Source organism: Aeromicrobium sp. CnD17-E (assembly GCF_024124745.1).
Classification (GTDB): domain Bacteria; phylum Actinomycetota; class Actinomycetes; order Propionibacteriales; family Nocardioidaceae; genus Aeromicrobium.
Map to the genome: position 1 here is coordinate 17,408 of NZ_JAMXRU010000014.1, position 17,894 is coordinate 35,301.

The window sequence follows — 17,894 nt, forward strand, 5'->3', positions numbered from 1 at the left end:
GGTCACATCCGTCACACCGGCCCCAGGGGGCACGGGTCGGGTCCACCGGTCAGGCAGGGCGCTCCATGCGCAGCTGGAACACGTCGATGTAGCCCACGCCGAAGCCGGCCTCGCAGTACGCGAGGTAGAACTCCCAGAGCCGACGGAAGGTCTCGTCGAACCCGAAGGTCGCGATCTCCTCCCAGCTCGCCTCGAACCGCTCGCGCCACAGACGCAGCGTCTGCGCGTAGTCCTGCCCGAGGCTGCGCCGGTCGGTCACCGCGAGCCCGTGGGTGTGCGCGGCGAGGGTCTCGTCGATCGCCTCGAGCGACGGGATCAGGCCGCCCGGGAAGATGTACTTCTGGATCCAGCCGTAGGAGTTGCGCGTCGCGAGGTAGCGGTGGTGCGCCATCGTGATGGCCTGGATCGAGACGCGGCCCCCGGGGGCGAGCACCTCGTCGATCTTGGCGAAGTACGTCGGCCAGTACTCCTCGCCGACGGCCTCGATCATCTCGCAGCTCACGACGGCGTCGAACTCGCCGGTGACGTCACGGTAGTCCTGCAGACGCAGCTCGATGCGGTCGGCGACGCCGGCCGCCTCGAACCGCTCCTGGGCCAGGGCGGCCTGCTCCGAGGAGATGGTGATCGTGACGACCGCCGCGCCGCGCTGCGCGGCGCGGATCGCGAGCGAGCCCCAGCCGCTGCCGATCTCGAGGACCCGGGTGCCCTCGGTGACGCCCGCCTGGTCGAGGATGCCGTCGAGCTTGCGGTACTGCGCCTGCTCCAGCGACTCCTCCGGGGACGCGAACCAGGCAGAGGAGTACGTCATCGTGGGGTCGAGGAAGCGTTCGAAGAGGTCGTTGGAGAGGTCGTAGTGTCGCTCGATGTTCGAGCGCGACCCCTCCTTGGTGTTGCGCTCGTGCTGCGGCAGCTGCCGGTCGACGAGGCCGCGCAGCTTCTGCAGCGACGGGGGCACGATGGTCGTCAGCCGCTCCGCGAAGGGCGTGAGCAGGTCGGCGAGGTCGGTGCCGGGACCGGTGGTCCAGTCGCCGGCCATGTAGGCCTCGCCGAAGCCGATCTTGGTGTCGTGGCCGAGCCGGCTGAAGAAGGCGGCTGGACGGCGCACCTCCATCTCGGGTGCGCCGGGCTCGCCGGCTCCCCACACGGTGCCGTCGGGGAACGTCAGGCGCACGGGCGTGCGCGACACGGCCGGGCGGAGGATCGCCTTGGCGACGCGCGCCTTGAACGGGGTGCGCGGGGTCTGCGCGATGCCGGGCCAGCGGGTGGCGAGTACGTCGGTCATCGGGTCGTGCCTTCCTGGGGTTCGTGATGCGGTCGCGGGACGACCGGGAGTCGGCGCAGCCAGAGCCACACACCGTGGATTCGGATCAGCAGGCTGGTCCGATGGGTCATGAGGGGCATCGTCACGAGGAGCCGCACCAGCCGACGTCGCGTGGCGGGCAGCGGCCGGCCGCGGAACGTCGCCGTGAACACGGCCTCGTCGGGACGCGAGGCGGGGGAGCCCTCGTCAGAGGGCGACTGGCGCAGGACGACGGTGCTCGCGACGACGTCGGGCTGCAGCCGGAACTGCAGGTCGTACCGTCCGGCCACGGTGAAGAACGGCGAGACGTAGAACGCCTTCTCCGTGGCGGTGCGGCCCTTCTCGTCGGGCTGCAGCAGGTACGCGTGCCGCTCGCCGTAGGTGTTGTGCACCTCCGCGACGATCGCCTCGGTGCGCTCGCCGTCGAGGATCCAGAAGACCGAGAGCGGGTCGAACACGTGACCCAGCGTGCGGGCGTTCGCGAGCATGACGATCCGGCGGCCGGTGACGTCGAGGCCCTGCGCCCGGCAGAACGTCTCGACGTTCTCGCGCAGCGAGCGGTCGGGGTCGCCGATGTGGTCGGCGGCGCGGAACGTCGAGAACGGGCGCAGCCAGCGCGGCATCCGCGGGAGGTCGTCGACGTCGACCAGCCACTGGTAGACGCGGTAGCGGAAGCGGTGCCGCAGCGGCACGCGTCGGGTGTGGGCGACGTCGCCGACCACGAGCGCGGGCAGCACCGGCAGACGACGCTGCTCCGTCCCGCCCGTCGTGGTGCGCTCGACGTCGGCGGCCGTCACCAGGTCGCTCCGAGCGACCGGGCGGCCTCGACGCCCGAGCGGCAGCCGTCCTCGTGGAACCCCCAGCCGTGGTAGGCGCCGGCGAAGGCGGTGCGACCGTCGGAGAGCGTCGGCAGCTCGCGCTGGGCCGCGACGGAGGCCGGCGTGTAGACCGGGTGCGTGTACTGCATCGTGGCGATCACCGTCGTCGGGTCGACGCGGTCGCTGGAGTTCAGGCTCACGAGGTACGGGCGGCTGCTCTCGATGCCCTGCAGGAGGTTCATCCAGTAGGTCACGTCGGTCGCCTCGCCGCGGCCCTCGCAGGAGTCCATGCGGTAGTTCCACGACGCGCGGGCGCCCTCGGCCTCCGGGAGCACGCTGGCGTCCTGGTGCAGGACCGTCTCGTTGCGCGAGTACTCGAACGCGCCCAGGACGCGGCGCTCGTCGTCGGTGGCATCGGTGAGCAGCGCGAGCGCGTCGTCGGCGTGCGTGGCGATCACGACCGAGTCGACGACGTGCTCCTGACCGGACGCGTCGAGCACGACCACGCCGTCGGGCTTGCGGGAGACGGCGCGGACCGCGGTGGAGGCGCGCACGTCGCCGATCGCCTCGACCACCTTGCGGGTGTAGGCGTTCGAGCCGCCCTGCACCGTGAACCACTGGGGCGAGCCCGTGACGGACAGGAAGCCGTGGTGGCGCAGGAAGGCGAACAGGTAGCGCGCGGGGTACTGCAGCGCGGTGTCCTGGCCGGACGACCAGACGCAGGCCACGACCGGGATCGCGTAGTGCGCCACGAAGTGGTCGGAGAAGCCGTGCAGGCGCAGGAAGTCGCCGTACGTCTGCGGCTCGGCGTCGTCGGGCTCGCTCTCCAGCAGCGCCAGGGCGGCGCGCTGGAAGCGCTTCACCGACGTGAGCAGGCGCAGGTAGGTGGGGTCGACGATGCGGCGGCGCTGCGCGAACAGGCCGGGCAGCTTGCGGCCGCCCGCGTACTCCAGGCCGCAGCCGTCGCAGTGGATGCTCATCGACATCTCGGTGGGGTGCACGGCGACGTCGAGCTCGGCGAACAGCCGACGCAGCAGCGGGTACGTCCGGTCGTTGTGCACGATGAAGCCGCTGTCGACGTGGTGCGTCGTCCCGTCAGCCTCGACGGCGTGGGTGTGGGCGTGGCCGCCGATGCGGTCGTCGGCCTCGAAGAGCGTGACGTCGTGGGTCGTGCGCAGCACGTAGGCGGCGGTCAGGCCGGAGACGCCGGACCCGATGACGGCGACCCGGGGGCGGTCGCTGCCGGTCGCGGGCGTCGAAGAGGTGGTCATGTGAGGGATTCGCCCTCACCGGTCCTGCGGATGGGTGGGTGTGACCCGATCGGTGGGGTCGGGGTCCTCACCGGCCCGCTTGCTGGCCTCGGTGATCTCGAACAGCTCCGTCCCGAAGGCGCCGAGCTCGGTCGTGACCCGGCGCGCGGTGTCGAAGAGGATCGCGCTGATCCGACCGCCGGTCGTGATCGCGGCCTCCACGCCCTGCTGGACGGCGTCCTTGGCGATCTCTCGGCGGCTCAGCGCCATGGCCGTCTCCTCGGGGTCGTGCGGTCGGTCGGCAGGCACCATTGTGGCGCACCGCGCGGTGCGTGCACACCGACGCCCCGGGGCTGGACCGGGGCGTCGGCGGGGTCGTGCTGGGGCAGCGACGTGTCAGGCGGCGACGTTCTCGCGCTCGGCCTGGGCCGCGGCAGCAGCCTCGCGCTTGGCGCGACGCAGCGCCTTCGACTCCGGGCTCTTGCCCTGCTTGTACGGGTCGTCGGGCTTGCGGGCGTACGAGGCCAGCTGACGGGCGACGCTCGCGAGCTGCTTGCTCAGCCGACCGCTGTTGTACTGCAGGCCGTGACGCTCGCAGATCGCGCGGATCTCCTGCGCGACCTCGGGGTAGCGGCGGGCCGGGATGTCCGGGAACAGGTGGTGCTCGATCTGGTGGCTCAGGTTGCCGCTGAGCACGTGGAACGTCCGGCTGCCGCTGATGTTCGCCGACCCGAGCAGCTGGCGCAGGTACCACTGGCCGCGCGACTCGTTCTCGGCGTCCTCCTCGGCGAACGTCTGCACCTCGGCCGGGAAGTGGCCGCAGAAGATGATGAGGAAGGTCCAGATGTTGCGGATCAGGTTGGCGGCGAAGTTCGCGCCCATGACGGCCAGCGGGGCCCACCAGCCGACGAACGGCACGAGCGCGAGCGCGATGGCGGGGTAGGCGACGTAGTCCTTCACGACCTGGCGGCGGGCCTTGCGGGCCGCGCGGCTCTTGCGGTCGCGGAACTCCTTCTTGGTCATCTTGCCGCCGAGGTACTCGTCGAGCTCGAGGCCGTGGTACATCACGCCCCACTCGAAGAACAGCATCAGGGCGAACGCGAGCGGCAGGTTGAACCGGTGGTTCGGGTACCAGGGCTGGTCGTCGTCGATGCGCAGCAGGCCGTAGCCGATGTCGCGGTCCTTGCCGTGGATGTTCGTGTACGTGTGGTGGATGTAGTTGTGGCCGTGCTTCCAGTCCTGGGCGGGGGCCACGTTGTCCCACTCGTAGCGCTTGCCGTCGACCAGCGGGTCGTTCATCCAGTCGTACTGGCCGTGCATGACGTTGTGGCCGATCTCCATGTTCTCGAGGATCTTGGAGAGGCCGAGGAACACGATGCCGGCGACGAACGTCGGCCAGAAGAACGGCGTGAGGATGCCGATGCGGCCCAGCACCTCGCACACCTGCTGCACGCGGATGACGCGGCGGATGTAGTCGGCGTCGGCCTGGCCGAGCGAGTCGAGCGTCTTCTGACGGATGCCGTCGAGCTCCTCGCCGAAGCGCTCGAGCTCCTCGTAGCTCATGTACTCGAGCCCGATGGTCGACTGCTTGGTGCGGTCGGTGCCCACGAGAGGTGCGGGCGCCTCGTTGTGGTCCGACGCGCTGTAGGGCGCGATGGGGGTGCGCTTGCGAGACATGGAACTCCCTTTCCTAGAGTGCGACGCTGACGTCGCCGACAGGGACCTGGACGCAGACCTTGATGGTCTCGTCGGTGTTGGCGCCGACCTCGCCGGTGACGACGTGGCGGACGGCGCCGCTGAGCTTCTTGACGGCACAGGTGTTGCAGACGCCCATCCGGCAGCCGTACTCGGGCGCCAGGCCTGCGGCCTCGGCCTGCTCGAGGATGGTGGCGCCGGAGTTCTCGGCGGTCGTGCCCGAGGCGTCGAAGCTGAGGGTGCCCGTGGCGTCGGCGGCCATGAGGTCGACGGAGGGCACCTTGAAGTACTCGGTGTGGAGCTGCTCGGCCGCGCCACGCTCGGCGTAGACGTCGCGGACCGCGGCGATCAAGCCGGCCGGGCCGCAGCACCAGGTGGGCGACGTCGTGGGGTCGACGTCGAGGTGGTCGAGGTGGCTGGCCGTGAACCGTCCCTCGAGGGCGGCGCCCGCCTCGGGCTCGCGCGTGTAGACGCGGTGGACGACGGCGCCCGGAAGCTCCTCGGCGAGCCGGTCGAGCTCGGGCGTGAACATCTCGTCCTCGCGCGAGCGGGCGTAGTGCAGGAACGTGACGCGTCCGCGGTGACCGCGGTCGCGCAGCGTGCGCGCCATCGACATGACGGGGGTGATGCCCGAGCCTCCGCTCAGCAGCACGAGGTCGTCGGGCACGTCGTCCGGGAGCACGAACTCGCCCTCGGCCTGGGAGAGGTACACGATGGTGCGCGGCTGGAGCTCGCGGTGCAGGAACTGGGAGACGTACCCGTCGGGGTGGGCCTTCACCGAGACGCTGAAGGTGCCGTCGCGCAGGGCGCGGGAGCTGGACACCGAGAACACGCGCACCTTGCGGGTGCCGTCGACCTCGATGCCGAACTGCACGTGCTGGCCGGGGACGAATCCCTTCCACGCGCCGTTGGGCCGCAGGACGACGGTGCTGGCGGCGCCGGTCTCGCGTCGTACCTCGACGACCCGGGCGCGGACGGCGTCGACCGTGAGCATCGGGTGCAGCTGGTCGAGGTAGTGGTCGACCGAGTGCGGCGAGGTCAGGGACGCGACGGCTCGCGACGAGAGTGCGGTGCGGACGAGGCCCATCGCGTGTCTCCTTCGGTCGGCGAGTAGTTCAGTGCACGAGCGTACACTCAAAGTGTGGCGTGATGAAGCAGGCCGCGGCAAGACGCGCCGGTCGTGACGTCCGGCACGCGAACACGTGTTCACCGAGTGGGGTGGGGTCGCGGGCCACTAGACTCCCCACGTGTCCGGAAGTCCGTCGCCGTCCGCTGCGCGAGCCGACACGTCGCGTCAGGCCCAGAAGGAGCGGACGCGCGAGGCGATCCTCGCGGCCGCCCTCGAGCTCAGCCAGACCCAGGGCTTCGCCCAGACCAGCCTGCGCCAGGTCGCACGGCAGGCGGGCGTCGTGCCCACCGCCTTCTACCGCCACTTCGCCGCGATGGACGAGCTCGGCCTGGCCCTCGTCGAGCAGTCGTTCGGCACCCTGCGCGCCATGATCCGCGACGCGCAGCGCGACCCCGAGACCTTCGCCGACATCATCGACGCCTCCGCCGAGATCCTCGTCCGCGTCGTCAAGCAGAACAAGGCCCACTTCGGCTTCGTCGCCCGCGAGCGCAACAGCGGCTCCGAGGCCGTCCGCCAGGCCATCCAGCGCGAGCTCGAGCTGTTCATCTCCGAGCTCGCCGTCGTGCTCGCCCGCCTCCCGCACCTCGACACGTGGTCGGCCGAGGACGTCAAGCTCGCGTCGGGCCTCTTCGTCCGCAACATGGTCTACCGCGCGGAGCAGGTCGTGCAGATGCCCGACGGCCGCCCCGACCTGGAGGAGGAGATCAAGCGCAAGGCTCGCCGCGAGATGCGCCTCATCGTCCTTGGCTTCGAGAAGTGGGACAGCCACTCGGGGTGACGTGCTGACGTTGGTGGTGCGCTGACTGCGGTCGGTCTCGTCGTGCTGGTGCGCTGTCTGCGGGGGTCGTGACCTTGCTGGTGCGCTGTCTGCGGGGGTCGTGACCTTGCTGGTGCGCCGTCTCGGCCTTCGCTGAGGGTGATCTCCGAAAGGGGCCTCGACCGGGTGGCTGGCGACGGCGCCGGTCTGGGGTCTCGGGCTGTGGGTTGGGTGCTGGGGTGGACGCAGGATTCTGTGTACGTGCGTCAAGGGCCCAAGGATTCTGCGTCGGCGACGGGAGCCCGTCGTGAACGCAGAAGCGATCGGCCTCGAACGCTCGAATGAAGCATCGTGGGTGCCCTTGGCGTTGGGGTGACGCGAGATTCTCCCTTCTCGTGGACCGTTCCACGCGAAGGGAGAATCCCTGCCGCGCCGCGCCCGCCATCGGTGAATCTGCAACCGCAGGAGCGCTCCTGCGGTTGCAGATCCACCGATGAGGACGCGCCGACCAAGAACGGTGGCGCCAGAACGCGGAAACGAAGAATCGTGCCTCACCCACAGGACCAAGCCAGGCCCCGAGACCCGAGACCAGCCCCAGGCCCGCTGCCGGTCGAGGCCCTTTCGGAGGCCAACCCCAACGGAGGCCGAGGCAGCGCACCAGCAAGCACAAGCCCCCTGCGGCAGCGCACCAACAGGACGAGATCCCCCTGCGGCAGCGCACCAGCAGGTCGAGCTTCCCCTGCGGCAGCGGACCAGCAGATCGAGACCCCCGCAGGCGCCGCACCACCAAGGTCCCGACCCCGCAGCCGGCGCAGCAGCAGATGACTTCCCGCCAGTGCTAGCGTGGACGCACTACCACGCAATCCGATGGAGGGGTCCCGATGGACGAGCTCGGTGCGCTGCTGGACGAGGTCACGCGCGACCACGCGGTGGGTGTCACGGACGACGGTGAGCGTCTCGTGGCGATGCGGGTGGCGGAGGAGTGGTCGGTGGGGGTGCGGCTGCACCGCGAGGGGAATCATCGACAGTGGGCGATGCGCGAGCTCGTCGTCCGGCGCGGCGCGGGAGACCGGTCGTTCCAGGGCGCCGACGTGCGCGACCTGCCGCTCGGGGCGGTCGTCTCCGAGGCCCGACGGCTCGCGACCCGCAGTGTCGACCCGGGCAGCGAGCCGCGGACCACCGTGGGCCGGCTGCTGGAGGAGCGGTCGGGCCGGCTCGGCCGCGACGACCTCGCGATGGCCGCCGTGGCGCTCGAGTACACACGGCTCGTCGAGCAGGGCGAGCGGGCACCGGCCAAGCGCATGGCGGAGCGGCACGGCGGCAGCCCCGGAACGTGGACGAACCGGGTCGCCGAGGCCCGACGGCGCGGCTACCTCACCGCGGTAGGGCGTGGCGAGGCCGGCGGGGCGCTGACGTCGACCGCCCGCGTCCTGCTCGACCTCGACGTCGGCTGACGGTCAGGCCGACGCGCTCGACACCGCGGCGACCTCGGCCGCCTGGCGCTCGTGGGCGGCGGTGGCGAGCCGGTCGAGAGCGAGCTTGAAGACGTCGTCGCCCAGCTGGTCCTCGAGCAGGTGGATGATGCCGGGGTCGGACTCGAACTCCGCCGACCACTCGACGTGGCAGGTGGTGTCGGAGAACGCCTGCACCTGCACGCTCGCGCGGTCGTTCGTGATGGGGAACGGCGGCTCGGGCATCGTGTAGGTGAGGGTGCGAGTCTCGTCGTCCTGGCTCTGCACGCTGACGACGATGTCGGCGTCCGCCTCGGGGCCCCCGGAGTAGATGCTCAGCCGCGGATGCCACTGGGCGAAGTCCTGGAGGAGCTCCCACACGAGGTCGGCGGGGGCGGCGACGAAGGTCCTGCGGATGATGCGGCTCATACGTGCTTTCCGGTCGTCGGTCGAGGGGGTGGACCCATCCAACAGGTCGCGCCAGGGTCTGGGCCCACCGGGGTAGCAGGATTCTGCCAGCCCAGGGCGCACGGCGTCGCGGGGCGGGGCGGTCGATCACCGTCGCCGTCGGTGTCCAGGAGGCAGGCCGCGCGGGTGCCCTAGGCTCGACGTGCCTCGAAGGGAGAAGCCGATGTCCGACCGTCCGACGCCCACCGTGTCGCGGCAGCGCTGGACGAGCGTGGCGCTGTCGGTCGCCGGTCTCGTCGTCCTCGTCGCCGGGCTGCTCCTGTCGTGGTCGCGGCTCGACGCGCTGCTCGTCCCGATGGCGCTGGGCCTGGTGGCGCTCGCGCTCGCGCTCCGGGAACCAGCAGCGGCCGCTCGACCGGGCCGCGTCGCTGCCGTCGTGCTCTCCGCGTTGTCGATCCTCGGCCCGGTCGCCACCGTCGCCGTCGTGCTGGCCGTCGACGCCCTGGGCACCTCCTCGTCGTACACGCTCACGGTCGACTCGCCCGAACCTGTCGACGTGATCGTCAGGAAGGACGCCGAGCAGGAGCGTGCGCGGTGGGACAGGGGGGACTCGATCACGTTCTCCTCGAGGGCGTCGGTCGTCGGGATCGACGCGCGGACGGCGACCCCCACCACGGTGGTCTCGTGCGAGATCCGGCGCGACGGCAGGATCGTCGCGTCCGCGCAGCGCGCCGGGTCGGTCGACTGCAGCGTCCGCTAGACGCGACGCCTCTCGGCAGCCGTCGCAGTCCGATCGGGATGCGGATCGGCCGGTCTTGCGTAGCGTCACCGTCATGACTGATCTGACTCCCGAGAAGCTGGAAGCGATCCAGAACGTCGTCGACCGCGTCGGCGCCTACCAGGACGGTGCGCCCGAGGGGACCGTCGAGACCGAGCTGCGCAAGGGCCTCGACGAGGCCGACGTGAGCCTCGAGGACGCGCACGTGACTGCCCTGGCCGAGGCCATCGAGTCGGCCGACGGCGACGTCGACGCCTCCTCGGTGCTCGGCTGACGGACCGACCCACGATGGTCGTCGTCCTGCGGGCGCCGCTGCGCTCGCGGGACGACGACGTCGACCACGCCGCAGCCGTCGCGCACGCGCTGCGGCGTGGTCTCGTCGGTGTCGGCGGCCGGTTGCCGGAGCCGCCGGCGGACCTCGACGACGCGGTCGCGCAGGCCGCGAGACGTCACGGCGACCGCACGGCCGCACGGCTCGGTCGCTTCGCGGCGGTCGACCGAGGCGCGTTCGCCTGGACCCGCGACGTCTCGGGGGAGCTGTGGCTCGGTCGGGTGACCGGGAGCTGGCGCTTCGACCCGTCGGCCGACGCGGCGACGTTCGACCTCCAGCACGTCCGCGAGTGCCGCTGGCTCGACGACCCGGTGCCGTGGCCGGAGGTGCCGGCCGCGGTGCACGCGACCTTCGAGCGGGGCGGGCGCAACCTGCAGCGCGTCCACGACGTCGGGGCGGAGGCCGGCTCGCAGCTCCTGTGGGAGCGCTACGGACGCTGAGTCAGCGCCAAGGGTCGATGATCGTGAGGCCGGCGACGGTCGCCGTGTCGAAGGTCGGCAGCAGGCCCGCGGCGGTGTCGAGGTCGACGGTGCGCTCCAGCAGCAGGTCCGGACGCAGTCGCCCGTCGGCGACGAGCGTCATCATCTCCGGGTAGTCGCTGGCGGCCATGCCGTGGCTGCCGAGCAGGTCGAGCTCCCACGCGATCGCGCGCTCCATCGGCACCCGAGGGTGTCCCTCGACGCCGGGCAGCAGGCCGACCTGCACCAGACGACCGCGCCGGCGCAGGCTCAGCAGGGCCGTCGCGCTGGTCGCCTCGCTGCCGACGGCGTCGACCGAGACGTGGGCCCCTCCGCCGGTGAGCTCGGCCACCGCAGCCTCGACGTCGTCGCCGGCGAGCAGCGTGTGGTCGGCGCCGAGTCGGCGCGCCACCTCGAGCGCGCCGTCGTTGCGGTCGACGGCCACCACCCGAGCCCCGAGTGCGCGGGCGATCATCACGGCGCTCAGCCCGACTCCGCCGGCGCCCACGACCACGACCCACTCGTCGGCGACGACCCGTGCCCGAGCCACCAGGGCCCGGTACGCGGTCGCGAACCGGCAGCCGAGCGCGGCAGCGGTGGACAGCTCGACGTCGTCCGGCACTGCGACCAGGTTCGTGTCGGCCGCGTGGAGGGCGACGTGCTGCGCGAAGGAGCCCCAGTGCGTGAAGCCGGGCTGCTGCTGGTCGGGGCACACCTGCGCGTCGCCGGCACGGCACCACGAGCACCGACCGCAGCCGCACACGAACGGGGTGGTCACGCGGTCGCCCACGGACCACCGGGTGACGCCGGCGCCGACCTCGGCGACGACGCCCGCGAGCTCGTGGCCGGGGACGTGCGGGAAGGCGAGGTCCTCGTGCCCCGCCCACGCGTGCCAGTCGCTCCGGCACAGGCCGGTCGCACGGACCTCCACGACGACGCCCCCGGCCGGCGCTGCGGGGGCGGGGACGTCGCGGACCTGGGGGTCCGCGCGGACGGCGTCGAGGACGATGGCGCGCATCCGCCCATCCTCCCACCGGCGCCGGTCGGACGACCGGTCGCTCCAGGTGCGGCCCCGGCGGCGCGGTCCTACGGTGGCGAGACGTTCGGCCCACCCGGGGCCGGCGGGAGGGAGCACCATCATGTGGGACACCATCTTGTGGATCGCCGCTGTCGTCATCGGCATCTTCGGCGTGCTGCGCATCATCCGCGGCGACATCCTCTGGGGCGTCGTGCTGATCGTCGTCGCGCTGCTCGTCGGACCGGGAGGCGTGAGCATCCTGAGCTGATCGGCGTCCCGTGCGCCGTTTCGGCGGCGCACGGGACGGGTAGGTGTGAGGGGTACAGCCTTCTGCGAGAGGACAGCCCATGAGCACGATCACCGAGTCCGTGGACGTCGACGTCGACGTCCGCACCGCCTACGACCAGTGGACCCAGTTCGAGGACTTTCCCGCCTTCATGGAGGGCGTCGAGCGCATCGACCAGATCGACGACACGCACCTGCACTGGGTGGTCCAGGTCGGGCCGGTCAAGCGTGAGTTCGACGCGACGGTCACCGAGCAGCACCCCGACGAGCGCGTCGCGTGGAAGTCCGACAGCGGGCCCGAGCACGCTGGCGTCGTCACGTTCCACCGGCTCTCGGACCACGCCACGCGCGTGACGGTGCAGATGGACGTCGACCCTGACGGCTTCGTCGAGGAGATCGCCGACAAGGCGGGTCTGCTCGACCGACGGACGCGCGGTGACCTCCAGCGCTTCAAGGAGTTCATCGAGCGCCGCGGCGGCGAGCCGACCGGCGCGTGGCGCGGCGAGGTCGAGCGACCCTGAACCCGGCGTCGCGTCCCTGACGCGACTGCCTGATCGGGGCGACGGGCCAGCGGGGCGACGGTCGGCGCGGTCTCGGATCCGCGCCGACCGCGCGCTGTCTCGACCCCTGGCGCGAGACACCGCCCACCCGGCCTCGTGTCGTGCACCAGGCTACGGACGGGCAGTCCCGCTCCCCAGGGACCAAGGTCCTCGGAACCTCGCGGTGCGCTCGGGACCGACGGCCCGGGCCTGTCGAGAGATCCGGTGGTGGGCAGACCTTCAGGACAGGGGCGCGCGGTCGTCGACGTCGGCCGACAGCGACTCGAACGTGATGTCGGGGTGCTGGCGTGAGACGAACTGCAGGCGCCAGCGGTCGCTGAACACCGCGAGGGCCGTACCGTCGCTGCGCTCGAACGTCTCGACGCCGTTGATGCCGGCCAGCGTCTCGCGGTCGGCGGGCTGGATGCGTCGGGCCAGCGTGTAGGGGAGGAAGTCGAGGCGGGTCTCGGCGTTGAACTCGCGCTGCAGACGGTCGGTGACCACCTCGAACTGCATCGGACCGACGGCCGCGAGCACCGGCGACTGGTCGCCGCGCAGCGTCGAGCGCAGCACCTGCACGACGCCCTCGCGGTCGAGCTGCTCGATGCCGCGCCGGAACTGCTTGAACCGCGACGTGTCGCGGGCGCTGATCGTCGCGAAGTGCTCCGGCGCGAACTGCGGGATCGGCGGGTACTCGACCTTCGGCCCGAGGTAGAGGGTGTCGCCGATGCCGAGCTGGGAGGCGTTGACCAGGCCGATGACGTCGCCCGGGTACGCGAGGTCGGTGGTCTCGCGGTCGCGCCCGAAGAGGTTCTGCGCGTACTTGGTCGCGAACGGTCGCCCGCCCTGCGTGTGCTGCACGACCTCGCCGCGCTCGAAGACGCCCGAGCAGATCCGCGCGAAGGCCACGTGGTCGCGGTGGGCCGTGTTCATGCCCGCCTGGATCTTGAACACGAAGGCGCTGAAGGGGGAGTCGACCGCCCGCGGCTCGCCCTGGGCGTCGAGGCGTGGGCGCGGTGCGGGCGCCAGCTCGAGCATCACGTCGAGCAGCTGGGTGACGCCGAAGTTCAGCGCCGCCGCCGCGAAGAGCACCGGCGTGGTGCGTCCCGCGAGGAACTCCTCGGGGTCGTGGTCGGCGCCGTCGGCGGCGAGCAGCTCGTGCCCGCCGACCGCCTCCTCCCACGCGTCGCCGAACACGGCCGTCGCGTCGTCGGGGGAGTGCACCGTCTCACCGGCGATGGTGGCGCCGCCCGACGTGCGCTCGTACTCGACCGCGTGCCCGAGCCGACGGTCGAGGACGCCGCGGAAGTCGCCGGCGATGCCGATCGGCCAGGTGAGCGGCGTGGGGCGGATGTCGATGCGCTGCTGGATCTGATCCAGGAGCTCGAGCGGGTCGAGGCCCGGGCGGTCCCACTTGTTGACGACGGTGATCACCGGGATGCCGCTGCGGTGGCAGACGTCGAACAGCTTCAGCGTCTGCGGCTCCAGTCCCTTCGCGCCGTCGAGCAGCATGACGGCGAAGTCGACGGCGCTGAGCACGCGGTAGGTGTCCTCGGAGAAGTCGGCGTGGCCGGGGGTGTCGACCAGGTTGACCACGTGCCCGCGGTGCTCGAACTGCAGCGCGGTGGACGAGATCGAGATGCCGCGCTCCTTCTCCATCTCCATCCAGTCCGAGACGGTGGCGCGGCGGCCCGCCTTGCCGTGCGTGGCGCCGGCCTCGGAGATCACGCGCGCGTGCAGGGCCAGCGCCTCGGTGAGCGTCGACTTGCCGGCGTCGGGGTGGGAGATGACGGCGAAGGTGCGACGGCGGGCGGCCTCGGCGAGCACGGTGGGGGAGGACATCGACCCGACCTTACCGGCGGCTACCGTCGGCCCGGGAACGAGCCGAGACGAAGGGGTCACCATGGCGAGGTTCGAGGAGCTCGACTGGGCCGAGACGCCGTGGGGCCTGGTGGTGCTGCGTCGCCGGTTCGACCTGGTGACGCAGCGCGACGTGCACGAGGTGAAGCTCGGCGACGACTACCTGATGTCGAGCCAGTTCACGGTGAGCGAGCGGGCCCTGGCCGAGCTCGGTCTCCGGGCGGCCCGCGGCACCTCGCTGCGGGTGATGGTGGGCGGGCTCGGCCTCGGCTACACCGCGTTCGAGGCGCTCCGCGACGACAGGGTCGCCGAGCTCGTGGTCGTCGACGCGCTCGACGCGGTGATCCGCTGGCACCGTGACGAGCTGTTCGACGACACGCGCGGGCTGGCGTCGGACCCGCGCACCACGCTGGTGCGCGACGACTTCTTCGACCTCGCGCGCACGGGCCGTCTCGAACGGCCGGTCGACGTGCTGCTCGTCGACATCGACCACGCGCCCGACTGGCTGCTGCGCACCGACCACGGCGACTTCTACACCGTCGAGGGGCAGCGAGCCGCGGCACGGATGCTGGTCGACGACGGCGTGTTCGGGCTCTGGTCCGACGAGCCGCCGGACGAGGCCTTCGTCGACGTCATGCGTCAGGCGTTCGCGACGGCCGAGGCGCACGTGGTGACGTTCGACAACCCGCTCACCGCGGGCACGTCGACCGCGACGATCTACGTCGGCACGCGCGCCTGAGCCGACCTGCTCAGTCCGGCGTGGCCTCGTGGTGGCGTCGGCCCTGGGTGCGCCGGTCCTCCTTCATCTCCGCCTCGAACAGGTGCGGACGGCCGTCGACCAGGCTGTCGCGGGCGGTGCGCTCTAGGTCCTTGAAGGTCGCGTAGTAGCCCTCGTCGTACTCCTCGACGAGCTGGAAGGTCCAGCGCCCCTCGATGACGTTGCGTCCGACCAGCTCGGTCTCGATGCGGTCGGCGAGGTCGCCGTGGCCGGCCTCGCGCAGGAGGTCGGCGGCCTCGCCAGCCTGCAGGTCGGCGTGCCCGGACAACCGGTGGAAGGCGTACAGCGAGCCGCGGGCCTCCTCGACGGCCTCCAGCGCCTCGCTGAGCTTGCCGAGCGCCTCGACGGTGTCGTCGGAGACGCCGTCGGGTCGGCGATGGCGGGTGGCGGGACGGTCCTGTCGGTCGCTGCTCATGTCTCCACCGTGGCACTGGTCGCTGGTCGCGGCATCCGCGCGCACCCGGCGCTCACGCTGCGGCCCTTGGGGTGCTCGGTGACACTCGACGTATGAGGCTTCTCGGACTCGGACTCGCGGCCGTCCTCGTGGCGGGCTGCTCCACGGACCCCGATCCCCGCTCCGACGACGACGCGTCGGGCGCGTCGACGCCGGTCGCCAGCGCGAGCGGCAACCCGCCGTTCGAGGTGGAGGAGGTCGACCGCTTCGAGACCCCGTGGGCGATGGCCTTCGTGCCCGGGACGGGCGACCTGCTCGTCACCGAGCGCACCGGCACCCTCACCCTGCGCGACGCCGAGACCGGCGAGCGGACCGAGGTGTCGGGCGTGCCCGACGTCGTCGCCGCCGGGCAGGGCGGGCTCGGCGACGTGGTCGTCGCGCCCACCTTCGAGGACGACCAGCGGGTCTACCTCAGCTGGGCCGAGGCGGGCGACGGCGGCACCGGTGCCGTGGTCGGCCGCGCACGGTTGGCCACCGGCGACGGTTCGGCGGCCCTCGAGGACCTCGAGGTGGTCTGGCGCCAGACGCCCAAGGTGTCCGGCAACGGCCACTTCTCGCACCGCATCGCGTTCGACCCCGACGGCGAGCACCTCTTCATCAGCTCCGGCGACCGTCAGCAGAAGACGCCGGCCCAGGACACGTCGAACACGCTCGGCACGATCGTCCGGCTCACCCTCGACGGCGAACCGGCTCCCGGCAACCCGCTGGCCGACGAGGGCGGCGCGTCGGCGGAGATCTGGAGCTGGGGCCACCGCAACCCGCTCGGCCTGGAGTTCGCCGACGACGGCACGCTCTGGTCGAGCGAGATGGGGCCGGAGGGCGGCGACGAGCTCAACATCATCGAGAAGGGCGGCAACTACGGCTGGCCCGAGGCATCCAACGGCAGCGACTACGGCGGCGGCGAGATCCCCGACCACACGGACGGCGACCGCTTCGTCGCGCCGCGGACCGGCTGGACCCCGTCGATCTCGCCCGGCAGCCTGCTGATCTACACCGGCGACCTGTTCCCTGAGTGGAAGGGCGACGCGTTCCTCGGCGCGCTGTCGGGCGAGTCGCTCGTGCGCGTCGACCTCGACGGCACGACCGCCGGCGACGACGAGAGGATCGTCGAGGGCCAGCGCGTCCGCGCCGTCGAGCAGGCCCCGGACGGCTCCATCTGGCTGCTCGAGGACGCCGGCTCCGGCCGCCTCCTCCGCCTCGCCCCCGCCTGAGCGGAGATTCCCAGGTCGACCTGGGAATCTCCGGCGAGGCACGGTTCCCTCAGCCGCGCACGGCTTGCTTTCCGTGCTTGCGTGAGATTCCCGTGCCTCGTCCCATCGTGCCTCGTCCCGTCGCGCCTCGTGCCTCGTCGTTGACGGTCAGCGACGCACGCCCTTGCGCCAGGCGCTGTACGACGTGAGGCGCTGCGACGTCGGCCGCTCCAGCCAACGCCACGGGTGCAGAGCGGCGACGTCGACGTCGGCCGAGCGCCGCGTGAACCACGGCACGGGCGCGAAGGTGACGGTGACGGCCCGACCGGCGAGCTCGTCACCGACGACGCCCCGACGCACCTCGACGTCGCGCCGGGTCGCGAGGTCGGCGAGGGTCTCGGCGAGGAACACGAGCCGCTTGCCCGACCACCGCAGCTCGGCCAGCTTCGGCTCGTCGAAGACGTAGACGACGGGGAGGTCGGGGTGTGCCTCCAGGGCGGGGTCGGCGTCGCCCATCGACTCCGGCGTCAGCCACACGGCGGACGGGTCGCGCTCGAGGACGGGCGCGTCGGGGCCCGGCCCGGGAGCACCGGCGGCGTGCCCGATGCGGACAGGGGCGTGCTCGACCGTGGGTCCGGTGTCGGCGTCGGGCCACTCCTGGACCGGGCACGCCTCGCTGAGCGCGCACGACCGGCACAGCTGCGGGGCACGCTTCTCCACCTGCCACCGGCTGAACCCGTAGGGCTTCCCGGTGCCGGCGCCGATCGTCCACTGCCAGCCGAGCCGGTTCGCGGCCCGTGAGCCGTCGAGCAGGTGCCGATAGAAGTGGTCCTCGCCGTCGCGCCAGTCGCGCCCGTGCCGCACGGTCCAGTGGGACGCCCACCACATGCGCACCTGGTTGACGAGCCAACCGTCCTGCTCGAGCCGTTCCTGCACCCAGTCGATGCACGCCATGCGCCCGTCCCAGCCGGGGTCGACGTCGGGGTGGGGCGGCTCACGACGCAGCGGCTCGCGCATCGCCGGGCCGATCCTGGCGTACACGTGACGCGCGTACTCCTGCCACAGCAGCTCGTCGCGGTACGTGCGCCGGTCGCCCGAGGGGGCGTCGCCCACCGCGTCCCAGACGGTCGGCAGGTCGAGCAGCCCGTGCGTCAGGTACGGCGACACGCGACTCGCCCCCTGCCGCTCGACGGGCAGCACGTTCGAGCGCGTGCGGGCGTAGCCGCTGACGTCGAGCCCGGCGAGCGCGACGTCGGCCGCCGTCTGCCCGCCCCGGTGCCCGCCGGGACGGACGTCGTCGGGACCCTCCCAGGTCAGGTCGCCCAGGTGCTGCGCGACCCACGCGACGACGGCGTCGGTGTCCGCGGGTGCCGGCAGGGCGGGGAGGGCGGGCAT

The 17,894-nt window shown here is 72.0% G+C and carries 20 protein-coding genes; 9 read left to right on the forward strand and 11 right to left on the reverse strand.

Going from position 1 to position 17,894, the window contains the following annotated elements:
* Nucleotides 1–49 precede the first annotated feature (49 nt).
* From NH339_RS05075 to NH339_RS05100, 6 genes are all read right to left on the reverse strand, one after another.
* Nucleotides 50–1,282, reverse strand: coding sequence for a cyclopropane-fatty-acyl-phospholipid synthase family protein (locus tag NH339_RS05075; RefSeq protein WP_253023162.1), 1,233 nt, complete (start codon nt 1,280–1,282; stop codon nt 50–52).
* Entirely contained in the window at nt 1,279–2,097 is an 819-nt protein-coding gene (locus NH339_RS05080) for a DUF1365 domain-containing protein (RefSeq protein ID WP_253023164.1), read from the reverse strand. The genes NH339_RS05075 and NH339_RS05080 overlap by 4 nt, the downstream gene beginning before the upstream one ends.
* Entirely contained in the window at nt 2,094–3,389 is a 1,296-nt protein-coding gene (locus NH339_RS05085) for an NAD(P)/FAD-dependent oxidoreductase (protein ID WP_253023166.1), read from the reverse strand. The genes NH339_RS05080 and NH339_RS05085 overlap by 4 nt, the downstream gene beginning before the upstream one ends.
* A 15-nt stretch (nt 3,390–3,404) precedes the next feature.
* Nucleotides 3,405–3,638: a hypothetical protein gene (locus NH339_RS05090; RefSeq protein ID WP_253023168.1), complete on the reverse strand. Its 234-nt coding sequence runs from the start codon at nt 3,636–3,638 to the stop codon at nt 3,405–3,407.
* A gap of 126 nt (nt 3,639–3,764) precedes the next feature.
* Complete coding sequence (locus tag NH339_RS05095) at nt 3,765–5,045, reverse strand: acyl-CoA desaturase (RefSeq protein WP_253023169.1); 1,281 nt, start codon at nt 5,043–5,045, stop codon at nt 3,765–3,767.
* Nucleotides 5,046–5,058: 13 nt separating this feature from the next.
* Nucleotides 5,059–6,150, reverse strand: a complete 1,092-nt coding sequence (locus tag NH339_RS05100; protein ID WP_253023171.1) for a ferredoxin reductase — start codon at nt 6,148–6,150, stop codon at nt 5,059–5,061.
* Between the two features lie 160 nt (nt 6,151–6,310).
* Between NH339_RS05100 and NH339_RS05105 the strand changes: the two genes are divergently transcribed.
* Nucleotides 6,311–6,970, forward strand: a complete 660-nt coding sequence (locus NH339_RS05105) for a TetR family transcriptional regulator (RefSeq protein ID WP_067858495.1) — start codon at nt 6,311–6,313, stop codon at nt 6,968–6,970.
* Between the two features lie 860 nt (nt 6,971–7,830).
* Nucleotides 7,831–8,403, forward strand: a complete 573-nt coding sequence (locus NH339_RS05110; protein ID WP_253023173.1) for a hypothetical protein — start codon at nt 7,831–7,833, stop codon at nt 8,401–8,403.
* Nucleotides 8,404–8,406: 3 nt separating this feature from the next.
* Here the strand turns inward: NH339_RS05110 and NH339_RS05115 are convergent, their stop codons facing one another.
* Nucleotides 8,407–8,829 carry an SRPBCC family protein gene (locus NH339_RS05115; RefSeq protein WP_253023175.1) on the reverse strand — a complete coding sequence of 141 codons (423 nt, stop codon included), beginning with the start codon at nt 8,827–8,829 and terminating at the stop codon, nt 8,407–8,409.
* A 202-nt stretch (nt 8,830–9,031) separates the two neighbouring features.
* On the opposite strand from NH339_RS05115, the gene NH339_RS05120 reads away from it, so the two are divergent.
* The 3 genes from NH339_RS05120 (at nt 9,032) to NH339_RS05130 (ending at nt 10,357) form a co-directional block, all read left to right on the forward strand.
* Entirely contained in the window at nt 9,032–9,568 is a 537-nt protein-coding gene (locus tag NH339_RS05120; protein WP_253023178.1) for a hypothetical protein, read from the forward strand.
* Nucleotides 9,569–9,641: 73 nt separating this feature from the next.
* The gene (locus NH339_RS05125; RefSeq protein ID WP_067858483.1) at nt 9,642–9,860 is read left to right on the forward strand and encodes a hypothetical protein; all 219 of its coding nucleotides are present in this window, start codon (nt 9,642–9,644) and stop codon (nt 9,858–9,860) included.
* A 14-nt stretch (nt 9,861–9,874) separates the two neighbouring features.
* Nucleotides 9,875–10,357 carry a GAF domain-containing protein gene (locus NH339_RS05130; protein WP_253023180.1) on the forward strand — a complete coding sequence of 161 codons (483 nt, stop codon included), beginning with the start codon at nt 9,875–9,877 and terminating at the stop codon, nt 10,355–10,357.
* Nucleotide 10,358: 1 nt separating this feature from the next.
* Here the strand turns inward: NH339_RS05130 and NH339_RS05135 are convergent, their stop codons facing one another.
* Nucleotides 10,359–11,393: a zinc-binding dehydrogenase gene (locus NH339_RS05135; RefSeq protein ID WP_253023182.1), complete on the reverse strand. Its 1,035-nt coding sequence runs from the start codon at nt 11,391–11,393 to the stop codon at nt 10,359–10,361.
* A 121-nt stretch (nt 11,394–11,514) separates the two neighbouring features.
* Between NH339_RS05135 and NH339_RS05140 the strand changes: the two genes are divergently transcribed.
* Both NH339_RS05140 and NH339_RS05145 read left to right on the forward strand, forming a co-directional pair.
* A complete protein-coding gene (locus NH339_RS05140) occupies nt 11,515–11,661 on the forward strand; it encodes a GPGG-motif small membrane protein (protein ID WP_253023184.1) in 147 nt (48 codons plus the stop codon).
* Nucleotides 11,662–11,740: 79 nt separating this feature from the next.
* Nucleotides 11,741–12,199, forward strand: coding sequence for an SRPBCC family protein (locus tag NH339_RS05145; protein ID WP_253023186.1), 459 nt, complete (start codon nt 11,741–11,743; stop codon nt 12,197–12,199).
* A gap of 258 nt (nt 12,200–12,457) precedes the next feature.
* On the opposite strand, the gene NH339_RS05150 is transcribed toward NH339_RS05145, so the two are convergent.
* Entirely contained in the window at nt 12,458–14,059 is a 1,602-nt protein-coding gene (locus tag NH339_RS05150) for a peptide chain release factor 3 (protein WP_253023188.1), read from the reverse strand.
* A 61-nt stretch (nt 14,060–14,120) separates the two neighbouring features.
* On the opposite strand from NH339_RS05150, the gene NH339_RS05155 reads away from it, so the two are divergent.
* Nucleotides 14,121–14,816, forward strand: a complete 696-nt coding sequence (locus NH339_RS05155; protein ID WP_253023190.1) for a spermidine synthase — start codon at nt 14,121–14,123, stop codon at nt 14,814–14,816.
* 10 nt (nt 14,817–14,826) lie between these two features.
* Here the strand turns inward: NH339_RS05155 and NH339_RS05160 are convergent, their stop codons facing one another.
* Nucleotides 14,827–15,270, reverse strand: a complete 444-nt coding sequence (locus NH339_RS05160) for a hypothetical protein (protein ID WP_253023192.1) — start codon at nt 15,268–15,270, stop codon at nt 14,827–14,829.
* Nucleotides 15,271–15,362: 92 nt separating this feature from the next.
* Here NH339_RS05160 and NH339_RS05165 point away from each other — a divergent pair, with 92 nt between their 5' ends.
* On the forward strand, nt 15,363–16,520 hold the full coding sequence (locus NH339_RS05165) for a PQQ-dependent sugar dehydrogenase (RefSeq protein ID WP_253023194.1): 1,158 nt from the start codon (nt 15,363–15,365) through the stop codon (nt 16,518–16,520).
* Between the two features lie 147 nt (nt 16,521–16,667).
* Here the strand turns inward: NH339_RS05165 and NH339_RS05170 are convergent, their stop codons facing one another.
* Entirely contained in the window at nt 16,668–17,894 is a 1,227-nt protein-coding gene (locus tag NH339_RS05170; protein WP_253023196.1) for an FAD-binding domain-containing protein, read from the reverse strand.

Coding starts and splice junctions, on each gene's coding strand:
- NH339_RS05090 (WP_253023168.1), bottom strand. CDS start 3,638: ATGGCGCTGAGCCGCCGAGAGATCGCCAAGGACGCCGTCCAGCAGGGC.
- NH339_RS05165 (WP_253023194.1), top strand. CDS start 15,363: ATGAGGCTTCTCGGACTCGGACTCGCGGCCGTCCTCGTGGCGGGCTGC.
- NH339_RS05125 (WP_067858483.1), top strand. CDS start 9,642: ATGACTGATCTGACTCCCGAGAAGCTGGAAGCGATCCAGAACGTCGTC.
- NH339_RS05110 (WP_253023173.1), top strand. CDS start 7,831: ATGGACGAGCTCGGTGCGCTGCTGGACGAGGTCACGCGCGACCACGCG.
- NH339_RS05130 (WP_253023180.1), top strand. CDS start 9,875: ATGGTCGTCGTCCTGCGGGCGCCGCTGCGCTCGCGGGACGACGACGTC.
- NH339_RS05095 (WP_253023169.1), bottom strand. CDS start 5,045: ATGTCTCGCAAGCGCACCCCCATCGCGCCCTACAGCGCGTCGGACCAC.
- NH339_RS05085 (WP_253023166.1), bottom strand. CDS start 3,389: ATGACCACCTCTTCGACGCCCGCGACCGGCAGCGACCGCCCCCGGGTC.
- NH339_RS05135 (WP_253023182.1), bottom strand. CDS start 11,393: ATGCGCGCCATCGTCCTCGACGCCGTCCGCGCGGACCCCCAGGTCCGC.
- NH339_RS05075 (WP_253023162.1), bottom strand. CDS start 1,282: ATGACCGACGTACTCGCCACCCGCTGGCCCGGCATCGCGCAGACCCCG.
- NH339_RS05120 (WP_253023178.1), top strand. CDS start 9,032: ATGTCCGACCGTCCGACGCCCACCGTGTCGCGGCAGCGCTGGACGAGC.
- NH339_RS05155 (WP_253023190.1), top strand. CDS start 14,121: ATGGCGAGGTTCGAGGAGCTCGACTGGGCCGAGACGCCGTGGGGCCTG.
- NH339_RS05150 (WP_253023188.1), bottom strand. CDS start 14,059: ATGTCCTCCCCCACCGTGCTCGCCGAGGCCGCCCGCCGTCGCACCTTC.
- NH339_RS05145 (WP_253023186.1), top strand. CDS start 11,741: ATGAGCACGATCACCGAGTCCGTGGACGTCGACGTCGACGTCCGCACC.
- NH339_RS05100 (WP_253023171.1), bottom strand. CDS start 6,150: ATGGGCCTCGTCCGCACCGCACTCTCGTCGCGAGCCGTCGCGTCCCTG.
- NH339_RS05160 (WP_253023192.1), bottom strand. CDS start 15,270: ATGAGCAGCGACCGACAGGACCGTCCCGCCACCCGCCATCGCCGACCC.
- NH339_RS05115 (WP_253023175.1), bottom strand. CDS start 8,829: ATGAGCCGCATCATCCGCAGGACCTTCGTCGCCGCCCCCGCCGACCTC.
- NH339_RS05170 (WP_253023196.1), bottom strand. CDS start 17,894: ATGCCCGCCCTCCCCGCCCTGCCGGCACCCGCGGACACCGACGCCGTC.
- NH339_RS05140 (WP_253023184.1), top strand. CDS start 11,515: ATGTGGGACACCATCTTGTGGATCGCCGCTGTCGTCATCGGCATCTTC.